We start from the raw sequence: 25,656 nt of genomic DNA, 5'->3' as shown, positions 1-25,656 counted from the left end.
CCTGAGAAGCGCGACAGCCAGATCCCGAGAAGGAGGTGCCCGTGCCGGACGCGGACGAACTCGTCGCCAACGCGCTCGCGGCGGTGCGCGGCACTGACGTACGGCAGGCCGAACGGCAGCTGGACCAACTGATGGTCGGCACCGGCGCCGCGGACGGCACCACGGAGGTGGACGCGGCGCTGCTGCGTCGCCTGGTCCGTGGCCTGGGCCGGCTCTGGCCGCGCGGTTGGCAGCCGGTCGACGTGGACCGGATCACCGCTCGACGACTCGACGCCCGCGCGGCCCGGCTGGTCCGCGACGCGCTGGCCGTCCAGCGGCGCGACCAGGCCGAGCCGGTCCCCGCCTGGTGGGACGACCAGTTGGGTGAGCTAGCGGCGACCACAGGTGGTGCCGACCGGAGCGTGCTGACCGGCTGGGCCAGCCGGGAGGGCCTGGACCGGGCCGACGCGCTGCGCGCGGCAGTGGACACCCTCGCGCTCGTGGAGAGCCTGCCGCCGATCGCGGTGCTGCGCCCACCGCCGGGCACGGCCGGCGCGGCGCTGCCCCGCACTTCGGGCACGGCCCGCAGCGGGTCGCCCATGCTGGATCGGGTACGCGCGCTGCTGGCCAAGGCGGAGTCGACCACCTTCCCGGCGGAGGCGGAGGCGCTGACCGGGAAGGCCCAGGAGCTGATCGCCCGACACAGCATCGACGAGGCGCTGCTGGCCGCCGGGGCGGAGCGCGGCGACCTGCCCGGCGGGGTACGCCTGAGCACCGACACCCCGTACGCGGGCGCGAAGGCGCTGCTCGTGCAGGAGGTGGCGGCGGCGAACCGGTGCGAGGCGGTCTGGTCCGACGATCTCGGCTTCGCCACGGTGCTGGGCTGGCCGGCCGATCTGGTGGCGGTGGAGTTGCTCTACACGTCGCTGCTGGTCCAGGCCACGGCGGCGATGCTGCGCGGGCGTGCCGAGCGGCGGCCGGGGTCGGGGCGGCGGACGAAGGTCTGGGACGAGTCCTTCCTCAACGCGTTCGCGCTGCGGATCGGCGAGCGGCTGCGAACGGCCACCGAGGCGGCGACCGATGCGGCGGACCGGGCAGCGGCCGAGACAGCGGGTGCGGAGCGGCTGTTGCCGGTGCTCGCGGCGCGGGGCGAGGCGGTCCGGGAGCGGCTGGACACGCTGTTCCCCGGCGTCACCCGGCACCGGCTCAGCGTGCGCGACGCCGAGGGCTGGTCGTCCGGCACCTCGGCCGCCGACCGGGCGTCGCTGGACGTCGGCGGCGGCCGGAAGCCCCGACAGGTGCCCGGCCGACCCGATCCGCGCTGAACCATCCGGCGTGGGACCGCCCCCGGCGGAGGTTTCTGCGATTTTCTTCGGTACGCGGTAGGGATCGGGGGAACGGCTCCGACCACCCGGTGAGTCGCACCCCGCTCGGGGTGCGACCAGAGCCTGAGGAGTAATCGCCGTGAAGTACATGCTGCTGATCTGGAACCGGCCCGGCTTCACCGAGGAGCTGAGCGAGCAGGATCGCACCGCCCTGTTCGGCGAGGTCGACGAGATCATGAAGGAGCTGACGGAGACCGGCGAGCTGATCGGCGGCCAGGCGTTGGCCAATCCGTCGCAGACGTCGACGGTCCGGCTCGTGAACGGCAACCCCGAGGTCCTCGACGGGCCGTTCATGGAGAGCAAGGAGCAGTTCGCCGGTTACCTGGCCGTCGACTGTGACAGCCCGCAGCGGGCTGCCGAGATCGCCGCCCGCTGGCCGGACGTCCGGTACGGCGGCGCGATGGAGGTCCGCCCGATCATGGACGAGGCCGGGACGGAGATGTGACCGGGGACCGGACGGTCGAGGATCTGCTGCGCACGTTCGCGCCGCAGGTCCTCGGCCTGCTGGTCCGCAGGTACGGACAGTTCGACAGGTGCGAGGACGCGGTTCAGGAGGCGCTGCTCGCCGCCGCGACGCAGTGGCCCGGGCAGGGCGTACCGGACAATCCGCGCGCCTGGTTGCTCACCGTGGCCACCCGCCGGCTCACCGACGAGTGGCGCAGCGAGAGCGCCCGCCGGGACCGCGAGGTGGCGGTGGCGCGGCGCGAGCCGGCGTACGCCGGGGTGGCGCCGGCTGCGGACGCGGAGCCCGCCGTTCCGGCCGACGACGACACCCTCACGCTGCTGTTCCTCTGCTGTCACCCGGCGCTGCCCGGATCGGCGCAGGTGGCGCTGACCCTGCGGGCCGTGGGCGGTCTCAGCACCGCCCAGATCGCCCGGGCGCACCTGGTGCCCGAGGCGACGATGAGTCAACGGATCCGGCGGGCCAAGCAGCGGGTCGAGGCCGCCGGGGCCCGGTTCACCATGCCCGGTCCGGCCGAGCGGGACGAGCGGCTGGGGACGGTACTGCGGGTCCTCTACCTGATCTTCAATGAGGGTTACACCGCGTCCAGTGGCCCGGACCTGCGTCGGGTCGAGCTGACCGGCGAGGCGATCCGGCTGGCTCGCGTCCTACGGGGGCTGCTGCCCGACGACGGCGAGGTGGCCGGGCTGCTGGCGCTGATGCTGCTGACCGACGCGCACCGGGCGTCCCGGGTGGGGCCGGACGGGGAGTTGGTGCCGTTGGCGGAGCAGGACCGCTCGCGGTGGGACGCCGCCGCCATCGCGGAGGGGGTCGCGCTGATCACCGAGGCGTTGACCTGGTCGCCGCCCGGCCCGTACCAGCTCCAGGCGGCGATCGCCGCCGTGCACGCCGAGGCGCCGACGGCGGCAGCTACGGACTGGCGGCAGATCGTCGCGCTCTACCGACTGCTGGCCCGGGTCGCGCCGAACCCGATGGTCACCCTGAACCAGGCGGTGGCGGTGGCCATGGTGGAGGGGCCCCGGGCCGGGCTCGCCCTGCTCACACCGTTGGACGCCGACGAACGCACGGCCGGGCACCACCGGCTGGCCGCCGTCCGGGCTCATCTGCTGGAGCTGGCCGGTGACGTGGGTGCGGCGCGGGAGGCGTACCTGGCCGCGGCGCGTGGCACCACGAGCCGGCCCGAGCAGCGGTACCTGGAGGTGCGGGCCGCCCGGCTGACCGGGCAACAGTGAAAGTGCCCATGTTGCCGTTCTGGCAATTATCTTTGCGCATCGCCCGGTCGCCGGTCACAGTCGTTGGCGACGCGCGAAGGAGCAGGCACCGATGAGCGAGCAGCACGAGTTCGACAGGGACTACTGGGAGCGGCACTGGCACCAGACGCACCACGACCGCCCCGGCGCGATGAGCACGAGCCCCGCACACCCGTACCTGGCCCGTGAGGTCGCCGGCCTGGTGCCGGGCTCGGCCCTGGACGCCGGATGCGGCGCCGGCGCCGAGGCGATCTGGCTCGCCTCGCACGGCTGGCAGGTCACCGCCGTCGACATCGCACCCGTCGCCCTCGCCCGGGCTGCGGAACGCGCGACGGAGAGCGGGGTGTCCGAGCGTGTGCGGTGGGTGGAGGCGGACCTGACGGCCTGGGCCCCGGAGACGCGGTTCGACCTGGTCACGACGCACTACGCGCACCCCGCGATGCCGCAGCTGGCCTTCTACGACCGCGTCGCCGCCTGGGTGGCGCCCGGCGGCACCCTCCTGATCGTCGGGCACCTGCACACCTCCGGAGCCACCGGGCACGGGCATGGGCACCACCCACCTGACGAGGCATCGGTCACCCTCGCGGACATCACCGCCGGTCTGGACAGCGCCACCTGGGAGATCAGCACCGCCGAGGAGCACCGCCGCACGATGCCGGGCCGGGAGGCCCCGCTGCACGACGTGGTCGTACGCGCCACCCGACGCCCCTGAGCACACCGCTGCCGACCGCCGGGCGGCCCGGACCACCCGACGGCCGGCAGCGCCGCTCACACCTCGGGTTCGATGGCCGGGCAGCTGGCGCCCCGGGCGGGCACCACCTGATCGATCAGGTAGGAGTCGACGGCCCGTTCCACGCACGGGCTGGTCGTGTAGCTGCCGTGCCCCCACCCCTGGTAGGTGAGCAACGCGCCGTGCCGGCCCAACTGCCGCGCCACGTTGCGCGCCCAGCCGTAGCCACTGGCCGGGTCGTGCACGGTGGCGGCGAGCAGCAGCGGCACGTCGGTGTGGACCCGTAGCCGATGCTGCGGGTTGGCGACCGGCGTCGGGGTGCCCAGGCAGGTGACCAGGGCGAACAGCGCCGGCGGGTAGCGCAGGTCCGGCGCGAGCGCTGCCGCCCGGCGCAGATGTCCGACGTACTCGCGGTAGTCGCGGACCGGCAGGCTCCAGTCCTGACAGAAGACCGCGAAGGGGTACGGAGCCACGGCCTCGCCGGTCAGCAGGCGGACACTCGGCACGGTGGCGGTGCCCTCCAGTCGGACGATCCACTCGGCCAGCTCCGGCCACCGCCAGGTGTCGTAGAGCTTCTTGTGGGCGAGGCGGCTCAGCTCGAACGGGGCGAGCGTGGCCCCGGCCCGGTCCGGATCGGTCAGCGAGCCGCGCTCGGCCCGGTCGTGCAGCCCGGCCCAGCGGGCTCGGACGTCCCGGCCGTGCAGCACGCAGTCGGCCGAGCGGGCGCACCAGGCCAGGAACTCGTCGAACGCGCCCTCCGCGGTGACGGCCTGGGTGTCCAGGAAGGCGCGGGTGCCGAGGCTGTGGTCCATCGCGGCCTCCAGCACCATGGCCCAGACCCGGTCGGGGTACAGCTCGGCGTACCGCTGCCCGAGCACCGTGCCGTACGAGCTGCCGTGGAAGGTGAGCTGCCGTTCGCCGAGCGCGACGCGGACCGCGTCCAGGTCGCGGGCGGCGCTCGTGGTGTCGACGTGGTCGTAGAGCGCCCCGGTGCGGGCCCGGCAGTCGGCGCGCAGCAGCGCGTTGTCGGCCAGGACGGCATCGAACTGGGCCTGGTCGGCGATGAGCTGCGGTTGCCGGGCGAGCAGGGCCCGGGCACAGACCACCGGGTGGCTGCCGCCGGTGCCGCGTGGGTCGAAGCTGACGATGTCGAACCGGGCACGCAGGTCGGCACTGAACCGGGAGCTGCCGTTCACCACCCGGTCGACCCCGCTGTCGCCCGGCCCGCCAGGGCCGAAGACCAGCGCCCCTTCCCGGGTGGCCGGGTCGGCGGGCCGGCGGGCCAACGACAGGTCGAAGCGCTCACCACGGGGTCGGTCCCAGTCCACCGGCAGCGACAGGGTGCCGCACTCGGCACTGGTGTCGGTGGCGCAGGGCCTCCAGTCGATCGTCGGCGCGGGCTGTGCCCGGGCGGCGGCCGGGGTCGCCGGGGTGAGGCCGGCGGCGGTGAGGGCCAGGGCGACCGCCCAGCCGACCGCGGATTTGCGTACGCGCAGCATGAGGTGCTGTCCTCTCCTCGAAGGAGCGTTGCCTGTGAAACTCGCCCACTGGGCGAGGTGATGCTGCTTCCACCCGGGCCGTCGAGTAGCCGCTCGACGGCCCGGGGCCTTCCGTCCGCCGGGTCAGTCGACCTCGCGCAGGACGCGTTCGAGCGTGGTCATCCGGGTCTCCATCCCGCCCAGCCGGCCATCCATCGCCGAGAGCAGTCGGGCGTTCTCCGCCTGGGCCTGAGCGGCCGTCTCGGCGAGCCGGCGGTAGTCGTCCGCGCGGTCCGCCTCGTACCGGGCCCGCCGGGTCTTGGCGAGCTGCACGACGGTCACCGTGACCACGCTGATCAGGAAGGCGAAGATGCCGATCGCGCCGACCACCTCGGTCCAGTCGTGCTCGCTCATCGCTGTGCCTCCGGCTGCTCGCCCGAGTCGGGCACGGTAAGCGTCTCGACGGCCGCCGCGATGACCGCGGGGGTGAGTGTGAGCACGAACGGCTCCACCTCGTAGTAGTTCATGGCCTTCCCGTCCTCCGACAACTCCAGGCGAGCGGTGACCAGCCCGGCCGCCGCCAGCTTCCGTAGGTGGACCTGCAACAGCGCCCGGCTGATGCCCAGTTGCCGGGCCAGCCCGCTGACGTACGCACGCTCGCGGGCCAACGCGGCGACGACCCGCAGCCGGTGCGGGTTGGCCAGGGTGGCCAGCACCCGGACCAGGTCGTCGCCGGTCGGCGGTGGAGCGGTGCTCATAACCAGCCCTTGCACATGCCAAGGAAAGTTAGCAGGTGCCACCACGCGGCGGTGCGGCACGGGAGCGGAATCAGGGTGATCTCAGGGTCGCCGGAGAAGGCCGGACACACAGCACGCCGGGCCGGTGATGATCACCGGCCCGGCGTGCGGGTTACGTCGTACGTCAGCTCTTGAGAGCGTCCTTGATCTTCTCGCCCGCCTGCTTGAGCTTGGCGGTGGACTGGTCAGCGCGACCCTCCGCCTCCAACTGCTCGTTGTCGGTGGCCCGACCGGCGCCTTCCTTCAGCTTGCCGGTCGCGTCCTCGGTGGCGTTGTTGATCTTGTCGTCGATACCCATTGCCAACCTCCATTGCAAGCGTCGCTACGACCACAGAGGTACCCCCGCCGTCACCCGTCCAACCATTACCGTCGTCACAGATCGGCAGCGGCCGGACGAAAGCGACGCAGCCGCAGACTGTTCGCCACCACGAAGACCGAGGACAGCGCCATCGTGGCGCCGGCGATCATCGGGTTGAGCAGCCCGGCGGCGGCCAACGGCAGGGCCGCCACGTTGTAGCCGAACGCCCAGAACAGGTTGCCCCGGATGATGCCGAGCGTGCGACGGGACAGCCGGATGGCGTCCACTGCGGCGTCCAGGTCGCCCCGGACGAGGGTGAGGTCGGCCGCCTCGATCGCCACGTCGGTGCCGGTGCCCATGGCCAGGCCCAGATCGGCCTGGGCCAGCGCCGGGGCGTCGTTGACCCCGTCACCGACCATCGCCACCGACCGCCCCTCGGCCTGGAGCCGCCTGATCACGTCGACCTTCCCGGCCGGCAGCACCTCGGCAATCACCTCGTCGACGCCCACCTCGGCGGCGACCGCGCGAGCCACTGTGGTGTTGTCCCCGGTCAGCAGGACCGGGGTCAACCCCAGCCCGCGCAGCCGGGCCACCGCCGCCCGACTGCTCGGCCGGACCACGTCGGCGACCGCGAGCACACCACGGGCCTGTCCGTCCCAGCCGGCGACGATCGCCGTACGGCCGGCGGCCTCCGCGTCGCGCACGGCCCACTCGACCTCCGGCGGTACGTCGATCTCGCGCTCGCGCAGCAACCGGACCCGACCGACAAGCACGGCCCGCCCGTCGACGGTGCCGGTCACCCCCAGCCCTTCGAGGTTGCCGAAGCCGGTCACCGGGGGCAGCGCGCCCGCGTCGGTGGCACCGGCAGCGACCGCACGGGCGATCGGGTGCTCGGAGGCGGCCTCCACCGCCCCGGCGAGTCGGAGCAGCTCGGCCCGATCCACACCGCTCGCCGGCACCACGTCCACCAGGGTCATCCGGCCGGTCGTCACGGTGCCGGTCTTGTCCAGCACCACGGTGTCCACCCGACGGGTCGACTCCAGCACCTCCGGTCCCTTGATCAGCACGCCGAGCTGGGCGCCCCGGCCGGTGCCGACCAGCAGCGCGGTCGGTGTGGCCAGGCCGAGCGCGCACGGACAGGCGATGATCAGCACGGCCACGGCGGCGGTGAACGCGGCGGTCGGGCCGGCCCCGGTGCCCAGCCACCAGCCGAGCGTGCCGACGGCGAGGGTGATGACAATCGGCACGAAGACCCCGGAGATCCGGTCGGCCAGCCGCTGCACGGCCGCCTTGCCACTCTGCGCCTGCTCGACCAGGTCGGCCATCCGGGCGAGCTGGGTGTCCGCGCCGACCCGGGTAGCGGTGACGATCAGCCGCCCACCCGCGTTGATCGTGGCGCCGACCACGCCGTCGCCCGGGGCGACCTCGACCGGCACCGACTCACCGGTGAGCATGCTGGCGTCGACCGCGGAGGTGCCCTCGTCGACCACCCCGTCGGTGGCGATCTTCTCCCCGGGGCGGACCACGAACCGGTCGCCGACGGCGAGCCGGTCCACCGGGATCAGGGTCTCCACGCCGTCGCGCAGCACCGACACGTCCTTGGCCCCGAGGTCGAGCAGGGCGCGCAGGGCGGCGCCGGCGGTGCGCTTGGACCGGGCCTCGAAGTAGCGACCGGCCAGGATGAACACGGTGACCCCGGCGGCCGCCTCCAGGTAGATGTTGCCGGCGCCGTCGGTCCGGGTGATGTCGAAACGGAACGGGTGCGTCATCCCGGGCACACCCGCATCACCGAGGAAGAGCGCCCAGAGCGACCAGCCGAACGCGGCCAGGGTGCCGACCGACACCAGCGTGTCCATGGTGGCCGCGCCGTGCCGCAGGTTCGTCCAGGCGGCCCGGTGGAACGGCAGCCCACCCCAGACCACCACCGGGGCGGCCAGGGTCAGCGACAACCACTGCCAGTAGTCGAACTGCCAGGCCGGGACCATGGCCAGCAGGACCACCGGCACGCTCAGGGCCACCGACACCCAGAGCCGGGTACGCGGGCCCCGCAACGGGTCCACCGGGGGTTCCGCGCTGGGCGGGGCCGGCAGCGCCGCCGTGTACCCGGTCTTCTGCACGGTCCCGATCAGGTCGTCCGGGGTGACGCCGTCGGCGTACCGGACTGTCGCCTTCTCGGTGGCGTAGTTGACGGTGGCGCTCACCCCGTCCATCCGGTTGAGTTTCTTCTCGATCCGGGCGGCGCACGCGGCGCAGGTCATCCCGCCGATCGCCAGTTCGATCCGGTTCGGTGCCTCGGGCAGCGGTCTGCTGGTGGTGGTCATCGTCAGGTCCCGTCAGTTGTGTCCGTGCCCGGGGGTGCCGTGGTCGGCCCCGCCGGTCGGTGCGGGTCCGCTCGGGGTGGGGACGCTCGCGGTCGTGGCAGCGCCGGCGACCACAGTGAACTCGGCGGTGTGCACCCGCCCACCGTGTTGGAAGTCGAGGTAGAGCCGGTAGCTGCCGGCCGAGGGCACGTCGGCGAGGAAGGTGACGGCCGGGCCGGGCCTGGTACGCCCATCACCCGGCGTCCCGTCGGGGTGCACGTGCAGGTACGCCAGATCACCCCGGCGCAGTGCCACCAGGTGCCCGTACGCGCCCAGGTAGGGCTCCAGGTCGGTGACCGGCCGGCCGTCCCGGCTGACGGTCAGGGTCAGTGGTGACGTGCGGCCGGGCTGCGGCGCACCGGTCAGGGTGACCGTGTAGCCGTCGACGGTGGTGCTGGCCGCCGGTGCGGGCAACTGCCGTTCGGTCAGCTCGCCGGGGACTGTCACGTCCACGCCGAGGGTCAGCGGCTCACCCCCGGTCGGGGTGAAGTCGGCGAACGCCCGCCACTGCCCGGGGCCGCCCAGCGGGGTGTCGACCCGCCAGGTGCCGTCCGGGGCCAGGGCGGGGTGGACGTGGCGGAAGCCGGAGAGGTCCCGGCGGGCGACGATCAGGTGCATCTTCTTGTCGTGCGCCACCTCGTACCGGGTGACCGGGCGGCCGTCCGGGCCGGCGATCCGGAAGGCGAACTCGCCGGCCGGGGCGTCGACCGGTTCGAGGGTGTAGCCGCGCTCGGAGACGAGCAGCCCGCCGGGGAGCCGGTCGGCCGTTGCGTTCCGGTCGTCCGCCGTCGGGGCGGCGGCACCGTCGTGCTGACTCTCGGCGACCGGGGCGGGATCGACGACCCGGCCGATCCCGTACGTCGCGCCGAAGACCGCCGCCAGACCGACGGCGAACCCGGCCAGTCTCGTCACCGTACGCACGCCGGCCCGCCGATCACGCGTCGACGAGGTCGTAGCCGGCCTCGTCGACGGCGGCCCGGACAACCGCGGTGTCCAGTGGCTGATCGCTGCTGACGGTGACCCGGCCGGCCGCGAGGTCGACCTGGACATCACGCACGCCCGCGATGGCACCGACCTCGGCGCTCACCGCGCTGACGCAGTGCCCACAGGTCATGCCCTGCACCTGGTACGTCGTGTCGACCATCGGATCGTCTCCTTTGCGGTACCGGTACCCGGTGGGGGTATCTCCTCGGAACACGACCGTACCATACCCCCTGGGGGTAGGCTATCCTCGTCGGTATGACCGCACCCACCCCGATCCGCGGATACACCGCCAGCAAGGATCAGCTGCTCGCGCGGCTCCGCCGCGTCGAGGGCCAGGTCCGGGGCATCGAGAAGATGGTCGACGACGACCGCTACTGCATCGACGTGCTCACCCAGATCTCCGCGATCCAGGCCGCCCTCGACAAGGTGGCCCTCGGGTTGCTCGACGGGCACGCCCGGCACTGCATGCACGAGGGCGCCGCCGAGGGTCGGGCCGACGAGATGGCCACCGAGATGATGGCGGCGGTCGGCCGGCTCATGAAGCGCGGCTGACGGGCCCTCGGTCCGACGCGGGGTCCAGACGAACCCTGCGCAGCAACTGCGCGTTGAGCGCCACCACGATCGTGGACGCCGACATCAGCACCGCGGCCAGCGCCGGGCTCAACGCCACACCGGCCCAGGCCAGCACCCCGGCGGCCAGCGGCAGCGCCACCACGTTGTAGCCGGCCGCCCAGGCCAGGTTCTGCCGCATCTTCCGGTACGACGCCCGGGACAGCCGGACCACTGCCCCCACCCCGCGCGGGTCCGAGGACGCCAGCACCACCCCGGCGGACTCGATCGCCACGTCGGTGCCCGCGCCGATCGCGATGCCCACGTCCGCCCGGGCCAGCGCCGGCGCGTCGTTCACACCGTCGCCGACCATCGCCACGACCAACCCCCGCCGCTGGAGCTCGGCCACCCGATCGTCCTTCTCCGCCGGCAGCACCTCGGCGAAGACCTCGTCCACCCCGGGTCGGAAGCCGAGGTCCGCGGCGACCGCCTCGGCCACCGGCCGCGCGTCACCAGTGATCATGGCGATGGTGCGGACGCCCTCGGCACGCAGCTCGTCGACGGCTCGTCGGGCCTCCGGACGCACCTCGTCGGTCAACGCGAACGCACTGAGCACGGCCTCCGGCAGCCGCACCAGATGCAGCACCGCCGCACCCCGCGCCGACCATCGCCCAGTCGCGGCCTCCACCTCCGCCGGGGGCTGAAGACCCAGTTCCCGCAGCAGCGCCGGCCCGCCCACCGCGTACTCCGTACCGTCGATGGTCGCCCGCACACCGCGGCCCGGCAGCGACCGGAACCCGGTGGCAGGGGCCGGACCGGCGCGCCCGGCCGCCGCCACGATCGCCCGGGCCAACGGATGTTCGCTCTCCGACTCGACGCCGGCCGCGATCCGCAGCACCTCGTCCCGCTCGACGCCGGGCACCGTCACCAGGTCGGTCACTCCGTGCTCACCCCGGGTCAGCGTGCCGGTCTTGTCGAAGAGAACCGCGCCGACCGTCCGCATCCGCTCCAGGGCCAACCGGTCCTTGACCAGGATCCCGGACCGTGCGGCGAGCGCGGTGGAGAGCGCGACGACAAGTGGGATGGCGAGACCCAGCGCGTGCGGGCAGGCAATCACCAGGACGGTGACCGCGCGGACCACCGCCTCGTCCGGCTGACCGAGCGCCGTCCAGACCAGCACGGTCAGCACGGCGGTGCCGGTGGCCAGGTAGAACAGCGCGGCGGCGAACCGGTCGGCCAGCAGTTGGGCCCGTCCACCGGAGCCCTGGGCCTGGGCGACCATCCGCTGGATGCCAGCGAGGGCGGTCTGCTCACCCAACGCCTCGACGCGCACCCGGATCGCCGAGTCGGTGGCGACGGTGCCGGCCACCACCCGGTCTCCCGTCGACCGGGCTACCGGTCGCGACTCGCCAGTGATCATCGACTCGTCCAGCTCGGCGCCGCCGTCGACGACCCGGCCGTCCGCCGGCACCCGACCCCCCGGCCGGACCAGCACCACGTCGCCGATCCGCAGACCGGTCACCGGCACCGCCTCGACCCGCCCGTCCGCATCCACCCGTTCGGCCTCGTCCGGGAGCAGCGCGGCCAGCGCCGCCAGCGCTCCCCGGGCCTGCCCGATAGCCTTCATCTCCTGCCAGTGCCCGAGCAGCATGATGGTGACAAGCGCGGCCAGCTCCCACCAGAAGTCCAGGTCGAAGACACCGACACTGGTCGCCAGGGACGCGGTGTAGGCGACGGTGATCGCCATCGCGACAAGCAGCATCATCCCGGGCGTCCGGTCCCGCACCTCCCGGACCGCACCGACGAGGAACGGCCAACCACCCCACCAGAACACCACCGAGCCGAGCACCGGGCCCACCCAGGACCGGCCGGGGACGCTGTCCCCGGCCAGGCCCAGCTGGTCCGACACGAGATGACTCGTCAGCACCACCGGGACGGTCAACACCAGGCAGACCCAGAACCGGCGGCGGAACATCTCCGGATCGTGCCCGGCGTGCCTGTCGTGCCCGGTTGGCTTGTCGTGCTTCTCATGCCCGGCGTGCGTGTCGTGCGGCTCGGGTCCGGCGCGGTGCGCGTGGTCGGGGTCGGGCGGTGACGGAGCGGACATGGCTCCAACATGCCGTCCCCGGGACCGCCGCGCGCGCGGTTCGGCCGCCCGACACTCCGCCACGACCTGCAACCCCCGGACGGGCTGGCTAGCATCTCCCACGATGGCCCTCCGTATCCCGCTGCACAGTCGGGCACCGGCGTCGCCACGACGTGGCGTCGCCTCCGGCCGATCGGGCCGAGCACTGACCGTCCGTGATCAAGCGGTCGTCAGGCAGCGATCCGCCCCGCCGTCCGCCGCGTTTCCCACCGCAACGGTGAACCGCCCGGCCCGCTGACCCGTACCCCGCACCGGATCGTTGGGAGTCTGACCTTGGCCGCCGACCACACTCACCCCGCTCCGTCCGCCTCACCGAGGGTGCGACGGATCCTCGTCGTGACTGTGGTGCCCCTCTTCGTGGCCACCGTGCTCGCCGCAGCGCTGCTCTGGCCGCGCGGCGGGTCACCGCAGACCGACGGTGGCGCGGACGTGCCGCGCTATCCCGGCACTGTCACCCGGGTGGTGAGCGAGCCGTGCCCGCAACTGCCGTCGGTCCCCGAGGGCACACCGAGGGTCGGCGACGGGCGGTGCGGCACTGTCGACGTCCGCGTGGACGACGGGCCGGCCGCCGGCCAGCAGGTGCAGACACCGGTGCCCGACGGGCCCGGCGCACCCCGCGTCGAGGTCGGCGACGAGATCATCCTGGTCGAGCTGGACGATCCGACCGACCCCACCATCAGCAACTGGAACATCGCCGAGCACCAACGCGGCACGCCGATGGTGTGGCTGGCGGTGGTCTTCGCGGCAGCGATCGTCGCGTTCGGTAGGTGGCGGGGTCTGGCCGCGCTCGCCGGGCTGGCCGCCAGCTTCGCCATCCTGCTCACCTTCGTGCTGCCGGGTATCGCCGCCGGCAGGTCACCACTGCTGGTGGCGGTGGTCGGCGCGGCCCTGATCATGTTCGTGGTGCTCTATCTGACGCACGGGGTCACCGCACAGACCTCGGTCGCGGTGCTCGGCACCCTGGGCAGCCTGGTGCTGACCGGCGTGCTCGCCACCATCGCCACGGCCGCGACCCACCTCACCGGCTTCGGCAGCGAAGACGCCACCACCCTGTCGATGTTCCAGGGCGACGTGGACCTGCACGGTCTGCTGCTCGCCGGGATCATCATCGGATCGCTCGGGGTGCTCGACGACGTGACGGTCACCCAGGCGGCCACCGTCACCGAGCTGGCGAACGCCAACCCCGGGCTGAGCCGGTTGCAGCTGTACCGTGCGGCCACCCGGGTCGGCCGCGCGCACATCGCCTCCACTGTCAACACCATCGTGCTGGCGTACGCGGGCGCGTCGCTGCCCCTGCTGCTCCTGCTCACCGCCGACTCGCGACCGATCGGGCAGATCCTCACCAGCGAGTTCCTCGCGCAGGAGATCGTCCGCAGCGCGGTCGCCACCCTCGGTCTGATCGCCGCCGTGCCGCTGACCACCGGGCTGGCCGCGGTGGTGACCGCCGCCGGACGCGCCGATGCGACGGCGTCCACCGATGCTCCCGCCCCGCGACCCCAGCCGGACCGCTCGGAGGCGCTGGCGGCACTCATCTCACCGCGAACGGCCGGCTCCGACGAGCCGGACCAGCCGCGGACCACACCCCCATCCGAGGCCACCGACAGGTGGCCGGAGTCGAACAGGAGCACGGATACGGCATGGTGACACTCCTCAGCGTGACCAGATCGGGCATCCACCCTGAGAACCACGTCACTGGTCACTTAACGCTATGGCGAAATGACGCATTTGGTCGGCATCCAGGCGTAGCTCACCCGGTCGACTCTCGGGTAACCTCGCTGCCGGTTACCGATGAAGGCGCGAAGCGGCGCCTGCGGTGCCACCGCCCAATCGCCAACCGGCGAGCCGGGGACCCAGGTACGTGGGGTGAATCCGCGTCAGCGGTAGGGGCCACTTCCGCCCCGAACCCGTCAGCTAACCCGGTCGGCGGTCGACGGAAGGGAACATTGTGACGGCACCCCTACGCCGCTGGTTGACACCCGTGGTGGCCGTGATCGCCGCACTGACCGTGCTCGCCGGGCCCCTCCCGGCGCAGGCCGCCCCGACGAATCCCACACCGTCCGGGCACGAGGAGGACGGCGAGCCCAAGCTGCTCAACGACGTCATCGAGCAGGCCAACCGCGACTACTCCGCCGCCAAGTCCAAACTGGACAAGTCCAAGAAGCGGCAGGGCGAGTTGGCGCTGGAGGTCAACCGGGCCAAGGCCGACCTGGACGCGTTGGCCCCGCAGGTCGGGCAGATCGCCGCCCAGGCGTACCGGACCGGTCGGATCGGCGCGGTCGCGATGCTGCTGGAGAGCGAAGCGCCCGACTCGTTCGTCCAGCGCGCCGGGATGCTCGACGAGATGAACATGGTCAACGAGAAGAAGCTCTCCGAGGTCAACGAGGTGAAGGCCCGCGCCGAGCAGGCCAAGCTGGCCCTCGACACCGAGGTCCGCGAGCAGCAGAAGCAGACCGCCCTGATGGCGAAGCGGAAGAGCGAGGCCGACAAGGCGCTCTCCCTCGTCGGCGGCAAGGGTTTCACCGGCGGGCTGGTGGATGCCACCTCCAAGGTCGCGAAGATCGGCCCTGGTCGCACGGCCGACGGTGACTGGAAGCCCCAGTCGTGCAGCGAGAACGACCCCACCACGTCCGGCTGCGTCACCCCGCGCACGCTGCACGCGTACAAGGAGGTCAAGGCGGCCGGCTTCAACCGGTTCGTCGGCTGCTACCGCTCCGGCGGGCCGTGGGAGCACCCGAAGGGCCGCGCCTGCGACTGGTCGCTCCAGAAGAGCGGCTTCTCGCCGTGGCACAACAACGACACCCGGACGTACGGCAACAACGTCGCCGCGTTCCTCATCCGTAACGCCGACCGGCTCGGCATCTACTACGTGATCTGGAACCGGCAGATCTGGTTCCCGGCCACCGGCTGGAGCTCGTACAGCGGGCCGTCGAACCACACCGACCACGTTCACATGTCGCTGCTCTGACCCGCACGATCCCCGTCGAGGGCCGTTCCGTGTGACGCGGAGCGGCCCTCGTCGCGTCAGACGGTGGCGGGGTCGGTCGACTCCAGCGATCCGGTCGGGGCGTCCAGCGTCGCGAAGCCAGCCGGCACGGCGGCCACCGGGCGCACCGCTCCGGCGGCCAGCCGGTAGGACACCCCCACCACCGCGCACCGCCCCCGCGCCACCTCGTCGGCCAGCACGGGGGACTGACCGAGCAGCGTCTCGACGGTCTGTGCAATGTGGATGTCGACGATGCCGTCGATGTCGTCCACGCCCTCGGCCTCGGCCCGGCGCAGGCTGGGCAGCACGGCGTCGACAACCGCGCGCAGGTGGCCACTCGGTGCGGTACCGGTCGCGGCGGACTCTCGGGCGGCCTGCACCGCGCCGCACGAGTCGTGGCCGAGCACCACCACCAGCGGAGTGCCGAGCACGGTCACCGCGTACTCGACGCTGCCGAGCACCTCAGGGCCGGCGGTGTGCCCGGCGGTGCGGACCACGAACAGGTCGCCCAGCCCCCGGTCGAAGATGATCTCGGCGGCGAGCCGGGAGTCGGAGCAGCCGACGATCACCGCGAACGGGTGCTGCCCGTCGGCCACCGCGGCCCGGTGCCCGGCGTCCTGGTTGGGGTGGCGGGGGGCGCCACCGACGAAGCGCCGGTTGCCGGCGACCAGCTCGGCGTACGCCCGGGTCGGCTCGCTGAGCGCGGACGCCCGGTCGGTGGTCCGCTGCGAACCCGGCTGACCGCCGGAGTTCCCGGTATGACTCATCCCGCACCTCGTCTCGACGCATCTCACCTGGTCAAGCCGGCTTTCCGCCGGCCGGGCGGCGGGGCGCTGGCTCGTGTTCCACCGTCACACGCACCGTAAGATGCGTCAAGGTATGCGTGATTTAGATTTCATAGGTTGACGCCGGTCGCCCCCTGGGCAACCTTCCCGGGGGCAGGGCGGACAAGAATCTCGCGAGGGCAGGCGGACATCCGGAAAGGCGGTCATGCGATGGCGAGCACGGTGACGGGCGACACCGGCGGCGGACGGAACTGGACGTTCCTCACCAACCACGGGCACGTGCTGCTGGCCATCGCCCGCGATCCGACCGCCCGGCTGCGCGACGTCGCGGCCGAGGTCGGCGTCACCGAACGGGCCGCGCAGGCGATCGTCGCCGACCTGGAGGCGGGCGGTTACCTGCACCGCACCCGCGTCGGACGACGCAACGAGTACACCCTCAACCCGGCCGGCCGGTTCCGGCACCCCGCCGAGGCCGACCGGCAGGTGGGCGACCTGCTCGCGCTGTTCGCCGACACTCCCACCGCGAAGGCACACCCGGGGGCCTGACCCTCGTCACCGGGGGCCGCTGCCCGACGGTCACGGCGGTAACCTTTGCGGGTGCGCGAATGCCCGCCGTTGAGCGCGACCCCGTCCCGACGTGCCCTTCGCGGCGTCCTCAGTGGAGCGCTGGCGGCCCTGCTCGGCGCCGGCCTGGTGGCACCCACCCCCGCGGCCGCCGCACCGCCCCTGTGCGGCCCCAGGGGCGCGGAGGGCCTGACCCAGATGCCGTGGGCGCTACGCCGGCTGGAGCCGTCCTCGGCGTGGCCGCTGTCCCGGGGCGCCGGGGTCACCGTGGCCGTGATCGACTCCGGAGTCTCCGCCGTCCACCCGCTGCTCAAGGGCCAGGTTCTCGAAGGTCGCGACTTCAACGGCCTTGCGGCCCAGCAGGGGCAGTGCGACGAGGCCGGGCACGGCACGCTGATCGCCGGCATCATCGCGGGGCGGGAGGGCACAGTCGTCCCCTTCAGCGGCATCGCCCCGGCTGCCCGCATCCTGCCGATCCGGGTCCTGCAACAACTCGGGACGGTCAACAACCCGCAGCTTCCCGCGCAGATCGCGGCGGCCATCGACTGGGCCGTCGAGCAGGGCGCCGACGTGATCAACCTGTCCCTGACGACGATCCCCCGCCCCGAACTGACGGCGGCCGTCGAGCGCGCCCTGGCCAAGGGGGTGGTGCTTGTCGCCGCCGCGGGCAACCGGTCGGAAGATTCGCAGAACCTGCCGGGTTACCCGGCCGCGTACCCCGGGGTGATCGCGGTCGGCGGGGTGGACGAGCAGGGGAGCCACGTCGGCACCTCGATCACCGGAGACTACGTCGACATCGCCGCACCGGGGATGAACATCGTCGGGCCGGCGCCCGGAAACACCGGTTACCGCACCGTGCCGGAGGGCGGCACCAGCTACGCCGCCGCGTACGTCTCGGGAGTGGCCGCGCTGGTCCGGTCCGCCTACCCGAAACTCAACCCGCAGCAGGTCGCCGATCGGCTGAAGCGCACCGCGGACAACCCACCCGAGGGTCAGAACGCCGAGATCGGCTACGGGACTGTCAACCCGTACCGGGCGGTGTCGAGCCTGCTCGGCACCCGGGCGAACCCGCCCCTCGGCGCGCTCCCGGCACCTGCCGTGCGGGACGACCCGCTGAGCTGGCAGCGCACCGCCGCGATCTGGGCGGCGGTCATCGGCGGGCTGCTCGCCGGGCTGCTGCTGGTCGCGCGACCGATCATGGCCCGGGGCCGCCGACGCGACTGGCGCCCCGGCCGACGCACCGACGCACCAACCGCCGGCTGAGTGGGGCACCGCCGCGCGGTGCCGACGCCAACGCAGAGCGGCTCCGGGCCGGATGAACCGGACCGGAGCCGCTCGGGCGAATGCCTCAGCTCCACACCTTGGAGTTGCTCATCTCCGTGGTGAGGTAGTTCTCGCGGGCGATGCCGACGGCACCGCCGATCTCGTTCAGGATCCGGTTGATGTCCCGGACCGCCGCGTCCCACTTCGCCTGGTGCTGCTCGTAGGCAACCCGGTCCTCGCCGTCCCAGTGCAGCTTGGTCAGCATCGACCGCAGCGTGTCAAGCTTTTCCTCGAGGGTCTTCGAGATGGCCTGCATCTGCTGGTTGCTGCTCTCGAGGACCGCATAGTCAACTTTGATCGTCACGATTTCCTCCTCTGCCGGCTGCGGATCACGGGTTGAGAGCAGAGTGGAACTTGTCCAGCATCTGCTGCTGCTCTTCGTCGTTGACCTGGTGCGTCGTACCCGACTTGTCGAGCAGGTCAGCGATGCTGTCCATCGCCGTCAGCAGTTTGACGGTGTCCTCGTTCCAGCGCGTCATCAGCGACTGGAAGCCCGTGGACGCCTGACCCTTCCACGCGATGGCCAGGTCATCGACAACGTTCCACAGCTTCTTCAGCTCGCCGTCGACCTCGCTGCGCGTGGACCGCACGTCACTCGCGGCGGTATGCAGAGTCGCAGCTTCGACCTCGAACGCCATGCTTCACACCCTTCCGTCTGTTGTGGTGGCGGCTTCGCCGCACCCCTCCCCCGCGGCAAGGCAGCAACACCCCACCGACGGACACTCCTGTGAAGACCGTAGCGGAACCTGTCCAGGCCCCGCAGCCCTGACCGGTGACGTTCGATGGATGGTGGTGAATCGGGCCGAGACGGCCCACCACCACCTACCGAACGACCGACCGCGCTCAGGCCGGCTCGGACCAGGCGGTCTGAATCAGCTGCTGGCCATCGCGACGGCGGACCAGGGTGCCCCGGCCCGGCGGTTGCGGGCTCGGTCGCAACGTGCCGAAGACCGCGCCCTCCTCCCGGTTGCCGGACATCAGCATGCCCGGCGAGTCCAGCTCGCGCAGCCGTTGCAGCACCGGCTCGTAGAGTGCCCTGGACACACCGCCGACCCGACGCGTGACGATCAGGTGCAGACCGATGTCACGGGCCTGCGGCAACAACTCCTGCAGGGCGCTGAGCGGGTTGCTGCCGCCCGAGGCCACCAGGTCGTAGTCGTCCACCAGGATGTACAGGTCCGGACCCTTCCACCAGCTCCGGTCGCGGAGCTGGGCGGTGGTCACGTCGGGGCCGGGCAGTCGGTTGGAGAGCGCGTTGCGGATCGACCCGAGCCCCTGGGCGAACGCCTGATTCGACGGGGCGTAGTCGAGCAGATGGTCGCCCTCCACCGCCCCCAGCAGGCCACGCCGGTAGTCGGCGATCACCAGCCGGGCCTGCGCCGGCGTGTACCGCTCGGTGATCCCCCGGGCGATCAGGCGCAGCAGGTTGGTCTTGCCACACTCCGCGTCGCCGAAGACCGTGAGGTGCGGCTCGTTGGCCAGGTCCAGGTAGACCGGCGCGAGTGCCGACTCGTTGACACCGATCGGAATCCCGGGTGCCGACCGGTCGATGATCCGGGCCAGCTCCGCCACCGGCAGCCGGCGCGGCAGCAACCGCACCTTCGGCGCCGGGCGACCCGGCCAGTTCGCCGCCACGTGCCCAGCCAGGGACAGTGAGGCCTCACTCAGATCGTCGATGTCGCGGCGACCGTCGATCCGCGAGATGGCGGTGAGGAAGTGCAGCTTGTCCCGGGTCAGACCCCGGCCCGGCGACTTCTCCGGCACGTTGTTCGCCGCGCGGCGGTCGATCTCGGACTCGGACGCGTCGCCGAGGCGCAGCTCCAACTTGGTGCCGAGCAGATCCCGCATGTTGATCCGGATCTCGGCCCACCGCACGGCGGTGAGCACCACGTGCACACCGAAGCCAAGGCCCCGGTTGGCCAACGTGGTGATGGTCTGCTCCAACTCCTCGTACTCCTGGCGCAGCGTGTTCCACCCGTCCACCACCAGGAACACGTCGCCGAACGGGTCATCCGCGAACTCGCCAGCGGCACGGCGGCGGCGGTAGCTCGCCACCGAGTCGATGCCGTGCTGGGCGAAACGACTCTCCCGGTCGTCCAGAACCGCGACCACCTCGGCCACCGTCCGCCGGACCGCCTCGACGTCCCGCCGACCGGCCACCCCGGCCAGGTGCGGCAACCGCTCCATGCTGCGCAGCGCGCCCCCGCCGAAGTCCAGGCAGAAGAACTGCACCTCCCGCGGCGTGTGCGTGAGCGCCAGCGAGGCGAGCAGCGTACGCAGCATCGTGCTCTTGCCACTCAGCGACCGACCGACGATGACCACGTTGCCGCCGGCCCCGGCCAGCTCGACCATCATCGGGTCCCGGCGCTGCTCGTAGGGGCGGTCCACGACGCCGACCGGCACGGTCAGCCGTCCGCGCCCCGGCCAGGACGCGGTGCAGAGCCCGTAGGTCGGGTCGACCGCCAGCGGGCCGAGCAGCTCACCGAGGCCCGGCGGGTCGGCCAGCGGCGGCAGCCACACCTGGTGGGCCGGCCGGCCCCGACCCTTGAGTTGGTCGATCAGCACGTCGAGCATCGCCACGGCCTTGCCGTCGGCCGGCTGCTCCGGCTCCGGGGCGGTGTCCACCGGCACCTGCGGGACCTGCACCGGAACGAAGTCGAGGCCGTACGGCACGATCCGCCGCTGCACCAGCGCCTGCGAGGCGGAGGCCTGCTGCCCCGGCGCCCGGTACGCCCCCGACACGTACGCGGCCCGGAACCGCAGCATGGTGCTGGTGTCCGTCTTCAGATAGCCGTGGCCCGGCGCGTTCGGCAACTCGTACGCGTCCGGTACGCCGAGCACGATCCGGCTCTCCACAGCGGAGAACGTCCGCAGACCGATCCGGTACGACAGGTGCGTGTCGAGGCCCCGCAGCTTGCCCTCTTCGAGGCGCTGGCTGGCGAGCAGCAGGTGCACGCCGAGGGACCGACCCAGCCGGCCGATCATCACGAACAGGTCGATGAAGTCCGGTTTGGCGGCGAGCAGTTCGCTGAACTCGTCACAGATGATCAGCAGGCTGGGCATCGGGGCCAACGGCTCACCGGCCGAGCGCGCCTTCTCGTACTCGAAGCGGGAGACGTAGTTGCCGGCCGCCCGCAGCAGCTCCTGCCGTCGCACCATCTCACCGGCGAGCGCGTCGCGCATCCGGTCGACGAGAGGCAGCTCGTCGGCCAGGTTGGTGATCACCGCGCTGGTGTGCGGCAGCGCCTCCAACGAGGCGAAGGTCGCACCGCCCTTGAAGTCCACCAGGACGAAGTTCAGTTCCTCCGACGAGTGGGTCACCGCCAACGCGGCCACCACCGTACGCAGCAGCTCGCTCTTGCCGGACCCGGTCGCACCGATCACCAGACCGTGCGGGCCCATGCCCTCGTGCGCCGACTCCTTGAAGTCGAGTTCGACCACGTTGCCGTCCGGGCCGACGCCGAGCGGGATGCGCAGCCGATCGCGGTGACCGCGTGGACGCCAGGTGTTCTGCACGTCCACCGCCGCGGCGTCACCGACGCCGAGCAGGTCCGGCAGCTCGGTGCTGCGGGCCAGCGGCTCGTCGCCGCCGGTCTGCTGCTGGGAGAGCCGGAAGGGGGCGATCTGTCGGGCCAGCCCCTCGGCGGCCTCGGCGCTGAGCCGGTCGGGCCGACCCAGCGTCGACGACGAGCTGCCCCGGACCAGGTCGAGCGAGCTTCCGTCACCCACGTCGAGGCAGAGCAGCCAGCGGCCGGCGTCGCGCGGCACCGTCCCGGAGAGGTCGATCACGGTGGCGCCGAGCAGCCCCGGGCCCACCAGCTGACAGGTCGGTGAGATCTCCCCGCCGTCGATCACCACGACCAGGTGCGGGGCGGTGGTCAGCGGCTTGGCCTCCGGTGCGAACCGGGGCCGCCCGGCCAACTCGGCGGTGAGCGACGCCTCCGCCTCGGCCAGGCTCGCGAAGACCAGCCGGCGCGCGCCGGCCGCGTCGGTACGACCACTGTGGTGGGCGTGTGGCAGCCACTTCACCCAGCCCCAGGACGACTGCCGGTCGGGTGCGGCGACCACCGCGATCACCAGGTCGTCCGGTGCGTGGAAGGTGGCCAACTGCCCCAGCGCCGCCCGGGTCAGATCGAGCACGGGCTCGCGGTCGCCGCGCAGCACCACCCGACTGAACGCGCGCACCGACAGCGCGGTCGGCAGATCAGGGACCGTGGAGTGTGCACGGACGAACCGGCGCAGAGCGATGGCGCTCATCGGCTCCAGGTCCTCCACCGGCTTCGTCTCCGGTGGGACGATCTCCACGGCGAGCCGCTGCGGGCCGAGGGCGATCCGGGTCTCACCGAAGTCGTCCTCGGTGATCCGCCGCTCCCAGAGTCGCCGGGACGCGGCGATCGACCAGAGCGCGTCGGGCTCCGGGTGCCGCCAGGCCATCGCCGCCCGCTGCTGCTCGGCCGCGCGTCGGGTGCGCTTGCGCATCTGCGCCAGGTAGCGCATGTAGTCGCGGCGATCGGCGTTCAGCTCGGCCTTGTCCTTGCCACCGCTGTTGGCCAGCGAGCCGATCGCCATGCCGAGCATCGAGACACCGAACAGACCACCGGCGACGTACGTCATCATGCCGCCGCCCTTGCCGGCGTAGAGGAACGCCATCGCGCCGACCCCGCAGAACATCGGCAGGATCATGAGCAGCTGCCCCATCCCGCGCGGCGTCGGCTCCGGCAGCTCGGGAGGTGACTCCAGCAGCACCTCGCCGCGCGGTAAGGCCGGCCCCGGCTGACGCGGGAGCCGGCGGAACACCACCGTGCTCACGGCTGTCTCCTCCCCAGAAGCGGCCCTGATGACGTGCGGCCGCGGAACATCGCCCGCGGGTGGGCATCGTACGTGCCCGTCATCGTAGGTAATCTGCCGTGTGCGCGGTGGACCCGGACCGCAGCATCACAGCCAGCCGATCACAGACGCACACCTGGAGGCCACTGTGGCGACGAAGACGGCGACCGGTGGTCTGAGCCGGATCACCATCGTGGCTCCGCGTACCCGGATGGATCTGGCACTGCCGTCGGACGTGCCGATGGCGGACCTGCTCCCCACCCTGCTGCGCTACGCGGGCGAGGACATGGCCGATGAGGGTGCGCGGCACGGCGGCTGGGCGTTGTCCCGGTTGGGCGGTGCGCCCCTCGACGGTGGTCGTACCGCAGCGCAGCTCAGCGTCCGGGACGGCGAGGTGCTCTACTTCAATCCCCGGTCCGACGCCGCACCGGAGATCGTCTTCGACGACGTGGTGGACGCGGTCGCCACCGCGACCAACCAGCGTCCCGGTGCCTGGCAGGTCGGCGCGACCCGCTCGTTCGCGGTGGTCTTCGCGGCGGCGGCGTTCGGCGCCGGCGCGCTGGCCGCGCTCTTCGCCGGCCCGCCGCACCTGCCCGGCGCGATGGCCGCGCTGCTGGTCGCGGTGGCGCTGCTGGTGGGCGCCGCGGTGCTCTCCAGGGCCGCCGGTGACAGCGGCATCGGCGCGGTGCTGGCCCTGGTCGGCCTTGTGCACGCGGCCACCGGCGGGCTGCTGCTGCTCGCCGGCGATCGCTCGCTGACCGAGCTGGCCAGTCCGCATGTCCTGCTCGCGGCCACCGCCGCGGTGGTGGCCGGTGCGGTGGCCGTGCTGGCGGTCGGCGACCGGTACCCTCTCTTCTTCGCCGCGATCGGGGTCGCTGCCGCGACCGGCCTGGGCGCGATCCTCTCCCTGGTCCTCGGCCTCGACGCGGCGGCCTCCGCCGCGGTGGTCGCGGCCGTCGCGTTCGGCGTCGTGCCGGCGCTGCCGATGATGGCCTACCGGCTGGCCCGGCTGCCGGTGCCGTCGATCCCTACCGGCCCGGAGGACCTGAAGACCGACAGCGAGTCGGTCGACGGCCGGCAGGTGCTCCAGCAGAGTGAGCGCGCCGACCAGTTCCTGACCGGTCTGCTGTGGACCGTGTCCCTGCTGGTGCTGGGCGCGCAACTCGTGCTGGCCCTGGACGGGCGTCTGCCAGCGGTGTTGCTGTGCCTGGTGCTGGCCCTGCTGGCGCTGCTACGGGCTCGCCCCCTCCTGGGCCGGGCCCAGCGCACCCCGGTGCTGTTGGCCGGGACCGTGGGTCTGGGCCTGGCCGCCGCGACCACCTTCGCCGACGGGTCGATGCCGGTCCGGCTCGGCCTGATCCTGGGTGGGCTGGTGCTCGCCGCCGTGATCAGTCTGATCTACGGTCTGACCGTCGCCGGCAAGCGCATCTCGCCGGTCTGGGGCCGGCTGCTCGACATCGCCGAGATCCTGCTCATCATCTCGCTGGTGCCGCTCGTCTTCTGGGTCTGCGGCCTCTACGGCTGGATCGTCAACCTCCGACCCTGACCGCGTCGCCGCCGCACCGGTCAGCGCGACTGCAGACCTGTGGAGATGCCCAGCGCCGGCGCGACCGGAGCGGTGGCGTAGACGCCCGGAGCATGCTGACCGTCCATCGGCCGGGTGGACGCGCCCACCCGATCGGCGACGTCGCGGACCACCTTCACCAGGGCCTCGACGTGGTTGTCCATCGCCGCGACCCGCAGCAGCGGTGCCGCCACCCGACCGTCCGCCGAGACGGTCACGGCCACCGTGTGCGACGGGGCCGAGGTCGCGGTGATCGCGTCCACGAGCGGGCCGAGCGGCGCGTCGGAGCGGCCCCGCAGAGCCATGCAGCGGTGCGTCCAGCCGCCGCCGCGCAACCCCTGCCAGCTCTCCGTCGGCGCCTCGGGCACCAGGTCCAGGCCGGCGGCCGAGACGATCGCCGCGCGCAGTTCCTCACGGCCCAACGGGCGATGGGCCAGGCCCGCCGAGGTCAGCGCCTTGCCGAGCCGGCCGATCCCGGTGGCCACCGTCCGGTGCACGCCGGTCAGCCCACCGCCCCGGCTCACCGCCTCGACCCGGGCGTCCCGGACGGTGAGCCGCACCGCCACCCAGACCGTCCGGTGTGCGGCCGGCGGAGCACCGGGTGCCGGGTACCAGACCAGCGTGTGCGCGACGACCTGGGCCCGGGAGACCGGGGCGCTGAAGTCCGCGAGCACCCGTAGCGCACGGTCCACCGCGGAGGCGTCGACGGAGCCGACCGCCGCGCCGGTGGCGGACTGCAGGGCGACGGCCGCGAACCAGCCCTGGTCGTCACGCCCGATGCCGAGCCGGGTGCCTCGGTCGGTCAGCTCGATGACGCTCAGCTCGGGGACGAGCGCGGCCAAACGCGGGTCGGCCGCGCTGGCCAGCGCGGCCGAGGCACGCTCACCGCGTCGCCGCAGCCGCCGGCGCAGCAGCAGGTCCTCGAACCACCAACGACCACCTCGGCGGGCGAAGGCCGCCAGGACGACAAGCAGCGCCGCCGCGCCCACCGCGGCGAGCACCCAGCTGGGTCCGGCCGTGGCGGCCCAGACGCCGACCAGGCACATCTCCAGTACGACAAGCTGCCCGACCAGCACGGGACCGACCCGTCCACGACCGGGCCGCTCGGCCGGCGGCGCCGGCCTGGTCGGAACGTCGACAGGGTCTGTGACCGCTCGGGCGGGTGGCGCCTGAACCTGCGTCATCGCTGAC

General features: G+C 72.7%; 23 protein-coding genes and 1 riboswitch. Of the genes, 10 read left to right on the top strand and 13 right to left on the bottom strand.

Annotation, left to right across the window (positions count from 1 at the left end):
* Window positions 1-41 precede the first annotated feature (41 nt).
* From ACQP0U_RS02705 to ACQP0U_RS02690, 4 genes are all read left to right on the top strand, one after another.
* Complete coding sequence (locus ACQP0U_RS02705) at window positions 42-1,304, top strand: DUF2786 domain-containing protein (RefSeq protein ID WP_433315453.1); 1,263 nt, start codon at window positions 42-44, stop codon at window positions 1,302-1,304.
* Window positions 1,305-1,452: 148 nt separating this feature from the next.
* Window positions 1,453-1,809, top strand: coding sequence for a YciI family protein (locus tag ACQP0U_RS02700; protein WP_433320564.1), 357 nt, complete (start codon window positions 1,453-1,455; stop codon window positions 1,807-1,809).
* Window positions 1,806-3,059, top strand: a complete 1,254-nt coding sequence (locus tag ACQP0U_RS02695; protein ID WP_433315451.1) for an RNA polymerase sigma factor — start codon at window positions 1,806-1,808, stop codon at window positions 3,057-3,059. The genes ACQP0U_RS02700 and ACQP0U_RS02695 overlap by 4 nt, the downstream gene beginning before the upstream one ends.
* Before the next feature lie 91 nt (window positions 3,060-3,150).
* Window positions 3,151-3,789 (top strand): class I SAM-dependent methyltransferase, encoded by a 639-nt coding sequence (locus tag ACQP0U_RS02690; protein ID WP_433315449.1) that lies wholly within the window; start codon window positions 3,151-3,153, stop codon window positions 3,787-3,789.
* A 56-nt stretch (window positions 3,790-3,845) separates the two neighbouring features.
* Here the strand turns inward: ACQP0U_RS02690 and ACQP0U_RS02685 are convergent, their stop codons facing one another.
* The 7 genes from ACQP0U_RS02685 to ACQP0U_RS02655 all read right to left on the bottom strand — a co-directional run bounded on the left by ACQP0U_RS02685 (window position 3,846) and on the right by ACQP0U_RS02655 (window position 9,884).
* Window positions 3,846-5,306, bottom strand: a complete 1,461-nt coding sequence (locus ACQP0U_RS02685) for an alpha/beta hydrolase (RefSeq protein WP_433315447.1) — start codon at window positions 5,304-5,306, stop codon at window positions 3,846-3,848.
* 123 nt (window positions 5,307-5,429) lie between these two features.
* The gene (locus ACQP0U_RS02680) at window positions 5,430-5,699 is read right to left on the bottom strand and encodes a hypothetical protein (protein WP_433315445.1); all 270 of its coding nucleotides are present in this window, start codon (window positions 5,697-5,699) and stop codon (window positions 5,430-5,432) included.
* Window positions 5,696-6,043: an ArsR/SmtB family transcription factor gene (locus ACQP0U_RS02675; protein WP_433315443.1), complete on the bottom strand. Its 348-nt coding sequence runs from the start codon at window positions 6,041-6,043 to the stop codon at window positions 5,696-5,698. The genes ACQP0U_RS02680 and ACQP0U_RS02675 overlap by 4 nt, the downstream gene beginning before the upstream one ends.
* Before the next feature lie 163 nt (window positions 6,044-6,206).
* Complete coding sequence (locus ACQP0U_RS02670; protein ID WP_433315441.1) at window positions 6,207-6,380, bottom strand: CsbD family protein; 174 nt, start codon at window positions 6,378-6,380, stop codon at window positions 6,207-6,209.
* Window positions 6,381-6,454: 74 nt separating this feature from the next.
* Window positions 6,455-8,701, bottom strand: coding sequence for a heavy metal translocating P-type ATPase (locus ACQP0U_RS02665; RefSeq protein ID WP_433315439.1), 2,247 nt, complete (start codon window positions 8,699-8,701; stop codon window positions 6,455-6,457).
* Between the two features lie 12 nt (window positions 8,702-8,713).
* Window positions 8,714-9,661, bottom strand: coding sequence for a hypothetical protein (locus ACQP0U_RS02660; protein WP_433315437.1), 948 nt, complete (start codon window positions 9,659-9,661; stop codon window positions 8,714-8,716).
* 13 nt (window positions 9,662-9,674) lie between these two features.
* Complete coding sequence (locus tag ACQP0U_RS02655; protein WP_238681977.1) at window positions 9,675-9,884, bottom strand: heavy-metal-associated domain-containing protein; 210 nt, start codon at window positions 9,882-9,884, stop codon at window positions 9,675-9,677.
* Between the two features lie 95 nt (window positions 9,885-9,979).
* Between ACQP0U_RS02655 and ACQP0U_RS02650 the strand changes: the two genes are divergently transcribed.
* A complete protein-coding gene (locus ACQP0U_RS02650; RefSeq protein ID WP_030329541.1) occupies window positions 9,980-10,276 on the top strand; it encodes a metal-sensitive transcriptional regulator in 297 nt (98 codons plus the stop codon).
* Here the strand turns inward: ACQP0U_RS02650 and ACQP0U_RS02645 are convergent.
* Window positions 10,260-12,380 (bottom strand): copper-translocating P-type ATPase, encoded by a 2,121-nt coding sequence (locus tag ACQP0U_RS02645; RefSeq protein WP_433315434.1) that lies wholly within the window; start codon window positions 12,378-12,380, stop codon window positions 10,260-10,262. The two genes, ACQP0U_RS02650 and ACQP0U_RS02645, sit on opposite strands and share 17 nt — an antisense overlap.
* A 312-nt stretch (window positions 12,381-12,692) precedes the next feature.
* On the opposite strand from ACQP0U_RS02645, the gene ACQP0U_RS02640 reads away from it, so the two are divergent.
* A complete protein-coding gene (locus ACQP0U_RS02640; protein ID WP_433315432.1) occupies window positions 12,693-14,063 on the top strand; it encodes a YibE/F family protein in 1,371 nt (456 codons plus the stop codon).
* A gap of 166 nt (window positions 14,064-14,229) precedes the next feature.
* Window positions 14,230-14,360, top strand: a riboswitch (cyclic di-AMP (ydaO/yuaA leader).
* Between the two features lie 4 nt (window positions 14,361-14,364).
* The gene (locus ACQP0U_RS02635; protein WP_433315430.1) at window positions 14,365-15,384 is read left to right on the top strand and encodes a coiled-coil domain-containing protein; all 1,020 of its coding nucleotides are present in this window, start codon (window positions 14,365-14,367) and stop codon (window positions 15,382-15,384) included.
* 56 nt (window positions 15,385-15,440) lie between these two features.
* Here the strand turns inward: ACQP0U_RS02635 and ACQP0U_RS02630 are convergent, their stop codons facing one another.
* Window positions 15,441-16,169, bottom strand: a complete 729-nt coding sequence (locus ACQP0U_RS02630; protein ID WP_433315428.1) for a carbonic anhydrase — start codon at window positions 16,167-16,169, stop codon at window positions 15,441-15,443.
* 228 nt (window positions 16,170-16,397) lie between these two features.
* On the opposite strand from ACQP0U_RS02630, the gene ACQP0U_RS02625 reads away from it, so the two are divergent.
* Together ACQP0U_RS02625 and mycP are read left to right on the top strand one after the other, a co-directional pair.
* A complete protein-coding gene (locus tag ACQP0U_RS02625; RefSeq protein ID WP_433315426.1) occupies window positions 16,398-16,733 on the top strand; it encodes a helix-turn-helix transcriptional regulator in 336 nt (111 codons plus the stop codon).
* Between the two features lie 51 nt (window positions 16,734-16,784).
* A complete protein-coding gene (mycP, locus tag ACQP0U_RS02620) occupies window positions 16,785-18,014 on the top strand; it encodes a type VII secretion-associated serine protease mycosin (RefSeq protein ID WP_433315424.1) in 1,230 nt (409 codons plus the stop codon).
* A gap of 85 nt (window positions 18,015-18,099) precedes the next feature.
* Here mycP and ACQP0U_RS02615 read toward each other — a convergent pair whose 3' ends face one another.
* From ACQP0U_RS02615 to eccCa, 3 genes are all read right to left on the bottom strand, one after another.
* Window positions 18,100-18,378, bottom strand: coding sequence for a WXG100 family type VII secretion target (locus ACQP0U_RS02615; RefSeq protein ID WP_030329555.1), 279 nt, complete (start codon window positions 18,376-18,378; stop codon window positions 18,100-18,102).
* Window positions 18,379-18,403: 25 nt separating this feature from the next.
* Window positions 18,404-18,712 carry a WXG100 family type VII secretion target gene (locus tag ACQP0U_RS02610; protein ID WP_030329557.1) on the bottom strand — a complete coding sequence of 103 codons (309 nt, stop codon included), beginning with the start codon at window positions 18,710-18,712 and terminating at the stop codon, window positions 18,404-18,406.
* A gap of 205 nt (window positions 18,713-18,917) precedes the next feature.
* Window positions 18,918-22,883 (bottom strand): type VII secretion protein EccCa, encoded by a 3,966-nt coding sequence (gene eccCa, locus ACQP0U_RS02605; RefSeq protein ID WP_433315422.1) that lies wholly within the window; start codon window positions 22,881-22,883, stop codon window positions 18,918-18,920.
* Between the two features lie 166 nt (window positions 22,884-23,049).
* On the opposite strand from eccCa, the gene eccD reads away from it, so the two are divergent.
* The gene (eccD, locus tag ACQP0U_RS02600; RefSeq protein WP_433315420.1) at window positions 23,050-24,447 is read left to right on the top strand and encodes a type VII secretion integral membrane protein EccD; all 1,398 of its coding nucleotides are present in this window, start codon (window positions 23,050-23,052) and stop codon (window positions 24,445-24,447) included.
* Window positions 24,448-24,467: 20 nt separating this feature from the next.
* Here eccD and ACQP0U_RS02595 read toward each other — a convergent pair whose 3' ends face one another.
* The gene (locus tag ACQP0U_RS02595; protein WP_433315418.1) at window positions 24,468-25,649 is read right to left on the bottom strand and encodes a type VII secretion protein EccE; all 1,182 of its coding nucleotides are present in this window, start codon (window positions 25,647-25,649) and stop codon (window positions 24,468-24,470) included.
* Window positions 25,650-25,656 lie beyond the last annotated feature (7 nt).

The sequence above is a fragment of the Micromonospora sp. CA-269861 genome, from assembly GCF_050948505.1.
Taxonomy (GTDB): domain Bacteria; phylum Actinomycetota; class Actinomycetes; order Mycobacteriales; family Micromonosporaceae; genus Micromonospora.
The sequence above is the reverse complement of the archived record's forward strand: the minus strand, read 5'-3'. Positions and strand labels throughout refer to the sequence as shown.

What these genes read in the sequence shown, in the direction of transcription:
- ACQP0U_RS02625 (WP_433315426.1), top strand. Translation starts at nt 16,398, where the DNA reads ATGGCGAGCACGGTGACGGGCGACACCGGCGGCGGACGGAACTGGACG.
- ACQP0U_RS02610 (WP_030329557.1), bottom strand. Translation starts at nt 18,712, where the DNA reads ATGGCGTTCGAGGTCGAAGCTGCGACTCTGCATACCGCCGCGAGTGAC.
- ACQP0U_RS02630 (WP_433315428.1), bottom strand. Translation starts at nt 16,169, where the DNA reads ATGAGTCATACCGGGAACTCCGGCGGTCAGCCGGGTTCGCAGCGGACC.
- ACQP0U_RS02700 (WP_433320564.1), top strand. Translation starts at nt 1,453, where the DNA reads ATGCTGCTGATCTGGAACCGGCCCGGCTTCACCGAGGAGCTGAGCGAG.
- ACQP0U_RS02595 (WP_433315418.1), bottom strand. Translation starts at nt 25,649, where the DNA reads ATGACGCAGGTTCAGGCGCCACCCGCCCGAGCGGTCACAGACCCTGTC.
- ACQP0U_RS02650 (WP_030329541.1), top strand. Translation starts at nt 9,980, where the DNA reads ATGACCGCACCCACCCCGATCCGCGGATACACCGCCAGCAAGGATCAG.
- ACQP0U_RS02685 (WP_433315447.1), bottom strand. Translation starts at nt 5,306, where the DNA reads ATGCTGCGCGTACGCAAATCCGCGGTCGGCTGGGCGGTCGCCCTGGCC.
- ACQP0U_RS02675 (WP_433315443.1), bottom strand. Translation starts at nt 6,043, where the DNA reads ATGAGCACCGCTCCACCGCCGACCGGCGACGACCTGGTCCGGGTGCTG.
- ACQP0U_RS02655 (WP_238681977.1), bottom strand. Translation starts at nt 9,884, where the DNA reads ATGGTCGACACGACGTACCAGGTGCAGGGCATGACCTGTGGGCACTGC.
- ACQP0U_RS02690 (WP_433315449.1), top strand. Translation starts at nt 3,151, where the DNA reads ATGAGCGAGCAGCACGAGTTCGACAGGGACTACTGGGAGCGGCACTGG.
- ACQP0U_RS02680 (WP_433315445.1), bottom strand. Translation starts at nt 5,699, where the DNA reads ATGAGCGAGCACGACTGGACCGAGGTGGTCGGCGCGATCGGCATCTTC.
- ACQP0U_RS02645 (WP_433315434.1), bottom strand. Translation starts at nt 12,380, where the DNA reads ATGTCCGCTCCGTCACCGCCCGACCCCGACCACGCGCACCGCGCCGGA.
- ACQP0U_RS02665 (WP_433315439.1), bottom strand. Translation starts at nt 8,701, where the DNA reads ATGACCACCACCAGCAGACCGCTGCCCGAGGCACCGAACCGGATCGAA.
- ACQP0U_RS02670 (WP_433315441.1), bottom strand. Translation starts at nt 6,380, where the DNA reads ATGGGTATCGACGACAAGATCAACAACGCCACCGAGGACGCGACCGGC.